Source organism: Ferrimonas balearica DSM 9799 (assembly GCF_000148645.1).
GTDB classification, from domain to species: domain Bacteria; phylum Pseudomonadota; class Gammaproteobacteria; order Enterobacterales; family Shewanellaceae; genus Ferrimonas; species Ferrimonas balearica.
In genome coordinates, this window is the sequence record NC_014541.1 from 396,534 (window position 1) to 408,785 (window position 12,252).

Here is a 12,252-nt window from a genome sequence, read left to right on the forward strand (position 1 = left end):
CAGAAATGTACGGGAATGTTGAGGCGATCCTAGCCGACCACATTGCCCAATTGGAAGATCGGCAGGTACATCGCCACCACCAAACCGCCCACCAAGCCACCAATTACCACCATCATAATGGGCTCAATCAGGGTGGAGAGGCCATCCACCGCGTCGTCCACCTGGGCTTCATAGATACTGGCGACTTTATTGAGCATATCGTCCAGGGCACCGGACTCCTCGCCAATCATCACCATCTGTATGAGCATATCGGGGAACAGCCCGGTGGTGCGCATCGCCACATTCATCTGCAGACCGGCGATCACCTCCTCTTTGATCTTCATCACCGCATCCCGGTAGAGGGCATTACCGGACGCACCGGAGGCGGAGTCTAATCCATCAACCAAGGGCACACCGGCGGCAAAGGTGGTGGCCAGGGTACGGGAGAAGCGGGCCACGGCGGCTTTATCCAGAATCGGTCCGACAACCGGGATTTTTAACAGGAAGTGGTCAACTTTATCCCGAAACTTCTGTGAGTTTCGGTGGCTGCGGATAAACAGCCATATCACAATCACAATGGCAGCCAAAAAGTAGTACCAGGACTCCGACAGGAAGCGGGACAGATTAATCACGATCTGGGTAAAGATGGGCAGCTCAGCACCGAAGTCATTAAAGATGGCTTCAAACTGTGGCACCACAAACAGCAGCAAAAGGACAGTTACACTGATCGCGACAACGACCACCGCCGTGGGGTAAAACATCGCCTTTTTAATTTTGGATTTCAGCGCTTCCGATTTTTCCCGGTAGGTGGCGATGCGATCAAATACTTGATCCAGGGTACCGGAGTGCTCACCGGCGGCGACCAGATCGCAGTACAGATCATCAAAATACTGCCGATGGGGGCGCAGAGCTTTGGACAGCGGCGTACCGGATTGCACCTCGGCCAGAATGATCGCCAGCAATTTGCGGACGGCGTCATTCTCATGACTGCGCCCCACCATCTCAATGGCAGTCACCAGTGGTACACCGGCCAACAACATGGTGGCGATCTGGCGGGTCACCACAGCAATGTCCATACCGCGGATCTTGGCTTTACGCTCAAACAGGGCTTTGGGCTTTTTCTTTACGCTTAACGGCGTAATGCCCTGCTTACGCAGCAGTACTTTTACTTCGGCGGTGGTTTGGCCACTCAGTTCGCCTTTTACCGAGTTGCCCTTGCTGTTTTTGCCTTTCCACAGATAGGTCCGGACATCCAGAGCGGGTTTGTCCGGCTCGGAGGTTTTCAGGCGTTTCTTTGCAGCAATGGCCATTGATCCCTTCCTTGGGCTAGTGGGCGATGGTGACCCGGTTAACTTCTGCCAGCGAGGTGACCCCTTCCAGCACCTTAAGCAGCCCGGAGTGGCGCAGGCTGACCATCCCTTCCCGGTTGGCCTGGGCTTCCAGCTCCAGCGAGGAGCCATTGTTCATAATAAGGTCAGAAATGGCCTTGCTCATCGGCATCAGTTCATAGAGGCCAACCCGGCCCTTGTAGCCATCGGTGCAGTCGTCGCAGCCCACGGCCCGGTAGATGGTCGGTTGGGTATGCAGCTGCCCGGGACTGAAGCCTTCCCGAAGCAGCTCTTCGTGAGGGATGCTTTCCGGCTGCCGGCACTTGGGGCAGAGCTTACGGCACAGACGCTGAGCCATAATCAGGTTGACCGAACTGGCGATGTTGTAGGCGGGCACGCCCATATTCAGCATCCGGGTCAGGGTTTCGGCGGCGGAGTTGGTGTGCAGGGTGGACATCACCAGGTGGCCGGTTTGCGCCGCTTTAACGGCGATCTCAGCAGTTTCCAGATCCCGGATCTCCCCCACCATCACGATATCCGGGTCCTGACGCAGAAAGGCGCGAAGGGCCGAAGCAAAGGAGAGCCCTGCCTTGGGGTGGATCTGCACCTGGTTGATCCCAGGCAGGTTGATCTCCACCGGATCTTCGGCGGTGGAGATATTGCGCTCCTCGGTATTGAGGATATTGAGACCGGTATAGAGTGAGACGGTTTTGCCGGAACCAGTGGGGCCGGTGACCAGGATCATCCCCTGGGGCCGGTGCAGATTTTTCAGATAGAGATCTTTCTGCGCGTCGCTGAAACCCAGAATATCGATATTCAGCTTGGCGGCGGAGGAGTCGAGAATACGCATCACCACCTTCTCCCCGTAGAGGGTGGGCAGGGTGGAGACACGAAAATCGATCATGGTTTTTTTGCCCACCTTCAGCTTGATGCGACCATCCTGGGGCAGGCGGCGTTCGGCCAGGTCCAGCCTGGACATCACCTTAATGCGGGCAGACAGACGGGGCCCAAGCCCCACCGGTGGGGTATTGACGGTGTGCAGCATACCATCAATACGGAAACGGATGCGGTACTCGTTTTCGTAGGGTTCAAAATGGAGATCCGAGGCGCCCTTACGAATCGCTTCCGTCATAATTTTATTGAGAAAAACCACAATGGGGGCATCGTCTGCCCCACTTACATCGTCTTGCTTCTTGTCGTCTTCGGTATCAATGTGAGCAAGATTTTTCTCATCTTCCTCTGTAATCTCGAGCTGTCCTAAATCTTCTTGAAGCAACTCGGAGATTAATTTGTCGAGAGAATTTTTATCAACCTGAATGGGCTCAGCGTGATATCCAAGATTAAACTTGAAGTCTTCCAAAGCTTCAAAGTTATCCGGATCTGCGATGGCTATCAGTAATCGGTTGTCCCTTACTGTCAAGGGTACGGCATTGTGTTTCTCAATGAGTTTAGTATTGAGAAAACTGTCTTCAATAAAGTCAGTCACCAAGTAGCTGACATCCATCTGTGGAATGCCAAAGTTTGGTTTCATTTGGATATTGACGTTAGCTGGTTCGAGCATACAGCGACTTTATTGTTAACTAATAAAAGGTAAGAGACTCGATGAGTAAGTCATCGAGTCTCTTTGTAACAAGTTACGGGCAGTAGCTTGCAGCTTCACCAGTACAAGACTTGGCCCAAGTTACCTGGCCAGAGGATGCAACGGTGCCGGTCAGAACATAGCTAACACCAGACGGCACGGGTCCAAGTGCAGCGGTAGTTAATGCAGTAATCTTTGGGGCATTGCCAGCGGTGTACTTAATGGAGATATTGGGCTGAGTTTGATCTGCCAGTTCGTTAGCCGCAGTACACACAGTGGCGTAGTTGGTGGCATTCAACTGGAAACACACCTCGGCCGCAGTTTTCATGCCACCGGTAGCGGCTGCCACTTCGGTCATCTTCGCTTTTTTGGTGTAGGTCTGGTAAGCCGGCAGGGCGATGGCCGCCAGAATGCCAACAATGGCTACCACAATCATCAGTTCGATCAGGGTAAAACCCTGCTGTTTACGTACTTGGCGGTTCATGGGTTGTCTCTCCATAGCAAATTTCAAAAGTCGCCAGTCCTGGCCTCTACCCCGGCGGGCCGGGGTAATACCGCAGGCCGCTCGGGATCTAAGTTAGTACAACTTGTTATGCGATCAAAGAGCAAAAGCTCGGAATTTGCTAAGGAAAGGTGTTTTTCGTGGAAATCGGCTGTTGTGGAGTAGAAATGGCGTTGCGCCGTCAAAATGACGGCGCTTCAGACGGAAAATTGACGGGCAAATTGAAAGGGTATTGGAGTGAAAATTTAATCAATTCGCCTTAAAACGCATGGACAGATCCATCGCTTTTACGTGTTTGGTCAGTGCACCGACGGAAATAAAGTCGACGCCGGTGCGGGCAAAGTCGCCGATGGTGGCCAGGGTAACATCGCCGGACACCTCCAGCTTGCAGCGGCCCTCAAACTGTTCGCGGTTCAGTGTGACCGCATCCAGCATCATGGTGATGTCGAAGTTATCCAGCATCACGATATCGGCACCACCTGTCAGGGCTTCTTTCAGCTCCTCCAGATTCTCCACCTCCACTTCCACCGGGGCCTCCGGCCGCAGTTGGCGGGCGGCGGCGATGGCCGGGCTGATGCCACCGCAGGCGGCGATGTGGTTTTCCTTGATCAGGAAGGCGTCAAACAGGCCGATGCGGTGGTTGTGACCGCCGCCGCAGGTGACGGCATATTTCTGCGCAGTGCGCAGGCCCGGCAGGGTTTTGCGGGTGTCGAGCAGACGGGTCTGGGTGCCCTCCAACTTGGCCACGTAGTGGCTGACGGTGGTGGCGACGCCGGACAGGGTCTGGATAAAGTTGAGTACGGTGCGTTCACCGGTCAGCAGCAGACGGGCCGGACCGGCCAGCTCACACAGGGTCTGACCGGCCACCACCAGATCACCATCGTCCACATGCCAGTGCAGCGCAACGTCGCCGCCCAGCTGGTTAAATACCTGCTCAGCCCAGGCCTTGCCACAGAATACGCCGTCTTCGCGGGTGATGATGGTGGCCTCGGCGTAACGATCGGCCGGGATCAGCTGCGCAGTGATGTCGCCCTGAGCGGGCCCCTGGCCACCCAGATCTTCATCGAGGGCGGCGGCAACGGTGAGGCGGATGTCGTTTTCCAGCATGGTACTTCAGTACTTCCTTAACGTCAGAGTATCTCCCCGCTGGATCAGCTCCAGATCCTTAAGGGCATTCATGCCCAGCAGAATGGTGCTGTCCCCGAGGCCAGGGTTAATGTTGGCGTCCAGATCATACAACGTCAGGGCGCCAATGGAGAGTTGGTCAATGCGGGTGTGCCAGACCGTCACCGTCCCGTTGGCGGTTTCCACCGGGTAGGACTGGCCGCGCCGCAGCGACAGCCGGGTGGCGACGGATTCCGGTATCGAGATGCGGGTGGCCCCGGTATCCACCATCATCACCACATCATGGCCATTGATCTGGCCGCTGGCCACGTAATGGCCCTGGCGGTTGCGCAACAGGTTAACGGCGATGGATTGGCCACTGATTTCACTGGCGACCCGTTGGTTGGGATTATATTGGCGCGCCAGTTTGCTGTCGAAGTAGAGGTAGAGCAGGGCGGCCAGCACCAGCCAGGCCAACACGAACAGTGTCTGGCCGTAGCGACGGGGGGTTGAGGGAGTGCCCATGGTACGCGTCCTGCCTTCCTGCTAAAGTCTTGCCTTGACACATTATTCGCGAGTGAGACCGCTTTTTCCATGGCGATCTGCCCCCCAGACGGGGAACCGTCACCTGTTATCCCCTCCTATACCCTTGAACCGGCAGGACGCTGGCTCGAGCAGGGCACCCACTGCTTCTCGCCATTTCAGGGGCCGCGGCCCGATGCCGGGGACATCAGCCTTCTCGTGATCCACAACATCACTCTGCCGCCGGGCCTGTTTGGTGCCCCCTATATCCAGCAACTGTTTCTTGGCTGCGTGCAGGCTGACTTTGCCCCACTTTGCGAGGTGCAAGGGCTGCAGGTATCGGCGCATCTGCTGATTCGACGGGATGGTTCAGTGGTGCAGTTTGTGCCCTTTGACCGACGCGCCTGGCACGCCGGAGTCAGTGAGTTCGATGGCCGTCCGGCCTGCAATGACTATTCCATTGGCATCGAACTGGAAGGGACAGACTACACACCTTATAACCTCGTTCAATATCAGGCGCTTGTAAGCGTGACTCGCGCCCTGCTCCGGCAGTATCCTTTGTTGACCAAAGACAGGGTCACCGGCCACAGCGACATCGCACCGGGCCGAAAGACCGATCCCGGTCCCGCCTTTGATTGGTCGCTGTTTCACGCGTTACTCGATAAGGACAGCTGATGGCCCTTTTTTCTCTCATTGTGGTGTTGCTCGCCGAGCGCTTGCGCCTGGTGGCCGATGCCTTTCAGTTTGAAGCCTGGTTTGGCCGTTACCGGCGGCTGATGTTTGACGACCAGGCCCTGCGCAGCCCGCTGCGGATGGCGGTGGCGCTGGTGCTGCCCGCATTAGTGGTGTGGCTGGCTCAGCGCCTGTTGACCGGCGTCTGGTTCGGTGTGCTTCACTTGGCGCTCTGGATTGGCGTGGGTTTGCTGTTGTTTGCCCATGGCCCTCTGCGACAGCGCTTCCGCCAATACCTGGAAGCGGCCCGACGCGGTGACACCCAGAGTTGCTTTAATTACGCCGACAGCCTGGATGAAAGCACCGCCATGCAGGCCGCCAGTGTAGAGGAGCTGGGCCAGCGTATGGGCCAGCTCAGTGCCTGGCTGAACTACCGTTACTATGCGGCAGTGGCGCTGTACTTTGTGCTGCTGGGGCCTGCCATGGCCACCTTCTACTGCACGGTGCGGGCGTATTGCGACCACTTTGCTGCGCAGGACTGCCGTCGGCCTTTGCTCGGGCCGCTGATGAAGCTGCTGGATTGGGTGCCGGTGCGCATTGTGTCGCTCGGCTTTGCCTTGTCCGGCCACTTCAGTAAGGCCGCACCGGTGCTGGTGCCCAAAGTGCTCGACCCGTTTTCCGATCCACGGCGGATGATCACTGAGGTGGCACTGGCCGCCGAAGAGGTCCCGGAAACCGCCGGTGAGCCACTTTGTGTGCAGCCCACTTTGGCGTTGCTAAAACTGGCAAAACGAAACTTTATTTTGTTGCTGGTGGTGGTGTCGTTGCTCACCATCTTCGGCGTGATCCATTAAATGAGTGAATTCACTCACAATTTGGTCTGACCACTTGGTCAAACTAACAGCCTGCTGTCTAAATCCGCGCCGCATCACGGTGGGGCGGGTTCTGTGAGGCGCATCATACTTGTTGCCATGCCATTGTGTGATCTGCTACATTCCCTGCAGCTTCTCAATGGTCATACCAATTAACAAATTAGTTAACCAACGGATAACGAAATCCATGACCTACCGTAGAATCAACCAGCCCAAGCTGTCCGACGTCATCTTGAAAGAACTGGAAAAGATGATCCTCGAAGGCAGCCTGAAGCCCGGCCAAAAATTGCCGCCGGAGCGTGAGCTGGCGGTGCAGTTTGAAGTCTCCCGCCCCTCGTTGCGAGAAGCGATCCAGAAACTGGAAGCCAAAGGGGTACTGACCCGGCGTCAGGGCGGCGGCACTTACGTCAAACAGCAACTATGGAACAGTCTGGCGGATCCCCTGGTGGAACTGTTGGCCAGCAACCCGGAGTCCCAGTACGACCTGCTGGAGTTCCGTTATGCCACTGAAGGGATGATGGCGTACTACGCCGCGGCCCGTGGCACCGATGCTGACCACGCCCAGATGCGACAGAAGATGGACACCATCAAGTCGGTACAGGGTGACACCGAGGCGGAAGCCCAGGCCATCGTGGATTTCTACCGCAGCATTGCGGAAGCCTCCCACAACGTGGCGATGCTGCACCTGGTTCTCAGCCTGACGCCCCTGCTGGTGCGTAATGTGGCCGAAAACCTGGAGTTGCTGTACCGCCGCGAGCGCTCATCCGAGGTGGCCAACACCCACCGCGAAGCGCTGCTGGAAGCGATTCTGAAACGCGATCCGGAACTGGCCCGGCGGGCGTCTAACGACCACCTGGCCTACATCGAAGAAGTTACGCTGGAGGTCCGCCAAGAGGACAGCCGGCAGCAGCGGAGTCTGCGAAGAATGCGAAACGACCTATAAAAGGTCGTGATCGACTAAGGCCCGGGACAGGGCCCTCAATCACAAGCAACGATGGTGAGAGACAGTCATGTCAGAACCGATGAATTACGACGTAGACAAGCAGGAAACTCAGGAGTGGCTGGAATCGCTGGCCGCCGTGATGCAAGAGGACGGCCTCGAACGGGCCCAGTTCCTGTTGGAGCAGATGATCAGCAAGGCCAAGCACGAAGGCGTTGACCTGCCCACTGGCATCACAACCAACTACATCAACACCATTGCTCCCAAGGACGAACCGGCTTACCCCGGTGACAGCAGTCTTGAGCGTCGAATCCGTTCCATCATCCGTTGGAACGCCATCATGATCGTTCTGCGTGCTTCCAAGAAAGATCTCGATCTTGGCGGCCACATGGCCTCTTACCAATCCGCCGCATCTTTCTATGAAGTGGGCTTTAACCACTTCTTCCGCGCCCCCAACGCGCAGGATGGCGGCGACCTGGTGTACTACCAGGGCCACATCTCTCCCGGCATCTACGCCCGCGCCTTCCTGGAAGGCCGCCTGAGCGAAGAGCAGCTGGACAACTTCCGTCAGGAAGTGGATGGCAAGGGCATCCCCTCCTACCCGCACCCGAAACTGATGCCGGAGTTCTGGCAGTTCCCCACCGTGTCCATGGGTCTTGGCCCGATCAGCGCCATCTACCAGGCTCGCTTCCTGAAGTACCTGGACGGTCGTGGCATGAAAGACACCAGCGCCCAGCGCGTTTACGCCTTCCTCGGTGATGGTGAGATGGATGAGCCGGAATCCCGCGGTGCCCTCTCCTTTGCTGCCCGTGAAGGTCTGGACAACCTGTGTTTCCTGATCAACTGCAACCTGCAGCGCCTCGATGGCCCGGTGATGGGCAACGGCAAGATCATCCAGGAGCTGGAAGGCCTGTTTAAGGGCGCCGGCTGGAACGTGGTGAAAGTGATCTGGGGCAACGGCTGGGACAAGCTGCTGGCCAAAGACACCTCCGGCAAGCTGCTGCAGCTGATGAACGAAACCGTCGACGGTGACTACCAGACCTACAAGGCCAAAAACGGCGCTTACGTGCGTGAGCACTTCTTTGGTCGTTACCCGGAAACCGCTGCCCTGGTCGCGGACATGACCGACGACGAAATTTTCGCCCTGCAGCGTGGTGGTCACTCCTCTTCCAAGCTGTACGCCGCCTACATGAACGCCAAGAACACCAAGGGCAAGCCCACCGTGATCCTGGCCAAAACCGTAAAAGGTTACGGCATGGGTGGCGCGGCGGAGGGCATGAACATTGCCCACCAGGTGAAGAAGATGAATGCCGAGCACGTGCGTCAGCTGCGTGATCGTCTGGGCCTGAAAGATCTGGTGTCCGACGAGCAACTGATGGACCTGCCCTACCTGAAGCTGGATGAGAGCAGCCCGGAGTACCGCTACCTGCACGCCCGTCGTGAAGCCCTGCACGGTTACACCCCGCAGCGCCTGCCCAACTTCACCCAGGAACTGGCACTGCCGAAGCTGGAGAGCTTCCAGGGCCTGCTGGATGAGCAGAAGCGTGACATCTCCACCACCATGGGTTTTGTCCGCGCCCTGAACATCCTGCTGAAGGACAAAGGCATCGGTAAGAACATCGTGCCGATCATTGCGGATGAAGCCCGTACCTTTGGTATGGAAGGCCTGTTCCGCCAGATCGGCATCTACAACCCGAAAGGCCAGACCTACACCCCGCAGGACCGTGACGTCGTTTCCTACTACAAGGAAGCCACCAACGGTCAGGTACTGCAGGAAGGGATCAACGAGCTGGGCGCCATGTCCTCCTGGGTTGCGGCGGCCACCTCGTACAGCACCAACGATCTGCCGATGATCCCGTTCTACATCTACTACTCCATGTTCGGCTTCCAGCGTGTGGGCGATATGGCATGGATGGCGGGTGACCAACAGGCTCGCGGCTTCCTGCTCGGCGCCACTGCCGGCCGTACCACCCTGAACGGTGAAGGCCTGCAGCATGAAGATGGCCACAGCCACATCATGGCGGGCACCATCCCGAACTGCATCAGCTACGATCCGACCTTCGCTTACGAAGTGGCGGTGATCATGCAGGACGGCATCCAGCGCATGTACGGTCCGGCTCAGGAGAACGTGTTCTACTACCTGACCCTGATGAACGAGAACTACGCTCAGCCGGCCATGCCGGAGGGTGTGGAAGAGGGCATCCGCAAGGGCATCTACAAGCTGGAAAGCCATGCTGGCGACAACGGCAAGGTGCAGCTGCTCTCCTCCGGCACCATCATGATGCAGGTGCGTGAAGCGGCCCGCATCCTGGCGGACGATTACGGCATCGGTTCCGACGTGTTCAGCGTGACCTCCTTCAACGAACTGACCCGCGACGGTCAGGACGCTGAGCGCTGGAACATGCTGCACCCGACCGAGCAGGCGCGTGTGCCTTACGTCACCACCGTTCTGGGTGACGCACCGGCCATCGCTGCCACCGACTACATGAAGAACTACGCTGAGCAGATCCGTGCCTTTGTGCCGGCGCAAAGCTACAAGGTGCTGGGTACCGACGGATTCGGTCGCTCTGACAGCCGCGCCAACCTGCGTCGTCACTTCGAAGTGGACGCGGGCTACGTAGTGGTTGCGGCCCTGTCCGAACTGGCCAAACAGGGCAAGCTGGACACCGCCGTGGTGACCGAAGCGATTGCCAAATTTAACATCGATGCCGACAAGCAAAACCCGCTGTACGCCTAAGAGATTGCTGACTTATGACTATTGAAATCAACGTACCCGATATTGGTGCCGATGAGGTCGAAGTGACCGAGATCCTGGTTCAGGTGGGTGATCGCGTCGAAGAGGAACAATCCCTGATCTCCGTGGAGGGCGATAAGGCCTCCATGGAGGTACCGGCCAGCGCCGCTGGTGTGGTGAAGGAGATTAAGGTAGCGGTAGGCGACAAGGTCGCCACCGGCTCTCTGATCATGGTGTTCGAGGCCGAGGGCGGTGCTGCCCCGGCCGAGCAAGCGGCTCCGGCTGCTGTTGCTGAAGCCCCGGCGGCGCCAGCTGCGGCCAGTGTACAGGCCGTTGCCGTACCGGACATCGGTGGCGACGAAGTGGACGTGACCGAGCTGCTGGTTAAGGTGGGCGATGTGGTCACCGAAGAGCAGCCGCTGATCACCGTGGAGGGTGATAAAGCCTCCATGGAAGTGCCGGCGCCGTTCTCCGGTACCGTGAAGTCCATCAGCATCAATGTGGGTGACAAGGTCTCCACCGGCTCTGTGATCATGGAGTTTGAAGTGACCGGTGGCGGCGCAGCCGCTCCGGTGGCGAACGCCCCCGCCGCTGCGCCTGCCGCTTCCGGCAGCGAAGTGAAAGTGGTGGCGGTGCCGGACATCGGCGGCGACGCTGTGGATGTTACCGAACTGCTGGTGGCCGTGGGTGACCGCGTCACCGACGAGCAGCCGCTGATCACCGTGGAGGGCGATAAAGCCTCCATGGAAGTACCGGCGCCCTTCGCCGGTGTGGTGAAAGCGATCCGCATCCAGGTGGGCGACAAGGTGTCCACCGGCACTGAAATCATGGAGTTCGAAGTGGAAGGCGCTGCTCCGGCGGCCGTCTCTGCTCCGGCACCGGCACCGGCGGCTGCCCCGGCTGAGCGTAAGCCGGCCCCGTCAGCGCCGGCGGATTCCGCCGAAGTGGCCTCCGTTGAAGCCGCCACCGGCTTTATCGAGAACAGCGCTTACGCCTACGCCACCCCGGTGATCCGCCGTATGGCCCGTGAGCTGGGCGTTGACCTGTCCAAGGTCAAAGGCACTGGCCGTAAGACCCGAATCCTCAAAGAGGACGTGCACAGCTACGTCAAAGCCGCCCTGGCCCAGGTGCAGTCCGGTGCTGTGGCCCCGGCTGGCAAGCACGGCGGTGGTCTGGACCTGCTGCCCTGGCCGAAAGTGGACTTCAGCAAGTTTGGTGAAGTGGAAAGCCAGCCGCTGTCCCGCATCAAGAAGCTGTCCGGTGCCAACCTGGCGCGCAACTGGGCCATGATCCCGCACGTTACCCAGTTTGACGAAGCGGACATCACCGACGTGGAAGCCTTCCGTAAGGAGCAGAACGCGGTGGTGGCCAAGCAGGAGCTGGGCTTCAAGATCACCCCGCTGGTGTTCATCCTCAAAGCGGTGGCCAAAACCCTGGCGGACCTGCCTCAGTTCAACAGCTCCCTGTCTGAAGATGGCGAGAGCGTGATCCTGAAGAAGTACATCCACATTGGCGTGGCGGTCGATACCCCCAACGGCCTGGTGGTTCCGGTGGTCCGCGACGTCAACAAGAAAGGGATCTACGAGCTGTCCGAAGAGCTGATGGCGATCTCCAAGAAAGCCCGTGCCGGTAAGCTGACCGCGTCCGACATGCAGGGCGGTTGCTTCACCATCTCCAGCCTGGGTGGCATCGGCGGTACCGCCTTCACCCCGATTGTGAATGCACCGGAAGTGGCGATCCTCGGCGTGTCCAAGTCTGAAATGAAGCCGGTGTGGAACGGCAAGGAGTTTGCGCCGCGACTGATGTTGCCGCTCTCCCTGTCCTACGACCACCGGGTGATTGACGGTGCCGACGGAGCCCGCTTCTCCAGCACTCTGGCCGGTTACCTGTCTGATATCCGCAAGTTAGTGCTGTAACTCCCATAAGGCCGATTTATGTGATCGGCCTTTTGTTTTCCCTTTAGTTTGCTGGGGGGCGGCAGTACAATGCCGCACGCCCCCAACGGAATACAGAATAATCA

10 protein-coding genes are annotated in these 12,252 nt (G+C 58.3%); 5 read left to right on the forward strand and 5 right to left on the reverse strand.

Translation table 11 applies throughout. The features are described 5' to 3' along the window. Nucleotides 1-29: 29 nt before the first annotated feature. From FBAL_RS01910 to FBAL_RS01930, 5 genes are all read right to left on the reverse strand, one after another. Complete coding sequence (locus tag FBAL_RS01910; RefSeq protein ID WP_013343882.1) at nucleotides 30-1,289, reverse strand: type II secretion system F family protein; 1,260 nt, start codon at nucleotides 1,287-1,289, stop codon at nucleotides 30-32. Between the two features lie 16 nt (nucleotides 1,290-1,305). Next, on the reverse strand, nucleotides 1,306-2,868 hold the full coding sequence (gene pilB / locus FBAL_RS01915; RefSeq protein ID WP_013343883.1) for a type IV-A pilus assembly ATPase PilB: 1,563 nt from the start codon (nucleotides 2,866-2,868) through the stop codon (nucleotides 1,306-1,308). A 73-nt stretch (nucleotides 2,869-2,941) separates the two neighbouring features. Further along, complete coding sequence (locus tag FBAL_RS01920; protein WP_013343884.1) at nucleotides 2,942-3,370, reverse strand: pilin; 429 nt, start codon at nucleotides 3,368-3,370, stop codon at nucleotides 2,942-2,944. A gap of 267 nt (nucleotides 3,371-3,637) precedes the next feature. Continuing rightward, complete coding sequence (nadC, locus tag FBAL_RS01925; protein WP_013343885.1) at nucleotides 3,638-4,495, reverse strand: carboxylating nicotinate-nucleotide diphosphorylase; 858 nt, start codon at nucleotides 4,493-4,495, stop codon at nucleotides 3,638-3,640. Between the two features lie 6 nt (nucleotides 4,496-4,501). Next, nucleotides 4,502-5,017, reverse strand: coding sequence for a retropepsin-like aspartic protease family protein (locus FBAL_RS01930; protein WP_013343886.1), 516 nt, complete (start codon nucleotides 5,015-5,017; stop codon nucleotides 4,502-4,504). Between the two features lie 69 nt (nucleotides 5,018-5,086). Here FBAL_RS01930 and ampD point away from each other — a divergent pair, with 69 nt between their 5' ends. The 5 genes from ampD to aceF all read left to right on the forward strand — a co-directional run bounded on the left by ampD (nucleotide 5,087) and on the right by aceF (nucleotide 12,148). Next, nucleotides 5,087-5,689, forward strand: coding sequence for a 1,6-anhydro-N-acetylmuramyl-L-alanine amidase AmpD (ampD, locus tag FBAL_RS01935; protein WP_013343887.1), 603 nt, complete (start codon nucleotides 5,087-5,089; stop codon nucleotides 5,687-5,689). Beyond that, on the forward strand, nucleotides 5,689-6,540 hold the full coding sequence (ampE, locus tag FBAL_RS01940; protein WP_013343888.1) for a beta-lactamase regulator AmpE: 852 nt from the start codon (nucleotides 5,689-5,691) through the stop codon (nucleotides 6,538-6,540). The genes ampD and ampE overlap by 1 nt, the downstream gene beginning before the upstream one ends. 205 nt (nucleotides 6,541-6,745) lie before the next feature. Next, nucleotides 6,746-7,501, forward strand: a complete 756-nt coding sequence (gene pdhR / locus FBAL_RS01945) for a pyruvate dehydrogenase complex transcriptional repressor PdhR (protein ID WP_013343889.1) — start codon at nucleotides 6,746-6,748, stop codon at nucleotides 7,499-7,501. 67 nt (nucleotides 7,502-7,568) lie between these two features. Further along, nucleotides 7,569-10,235 carry a pyruvate dehydrogenase (acetyl-transferring), homodimeric type gene (gene aceE, locus FBAL_RS01950; RefSeq protein ID WP_013343890.1) on the forward strand — a complete coding sequence of 889 codons (2,667 nt, stop codon included), beginning with the start codon at nucleotides 7,569-7,571 and terminating at the stop codon, nucleotides 10,233-10,235. A gap of 14 nt (nucleotides 10,236-10,249) precedes the next feature. Beyond that, on the forward strand, nucleotides 10,250-12,148 hold the full coding sequence (aceF, locus tag FBAL_RS01955; RefSeq protein ID WP_013343891.1) for a pyruvate dehydrogenase complex dihydrolipoyllysine-residue acetyltransferase: 1,899 nt from the start codon (nucleotides 10,250-10,252) through the stop codon (nucleotides 12,146-12,148). Nucleotides 12,149-12,252 lie beyond the last annotated feature (104 nt).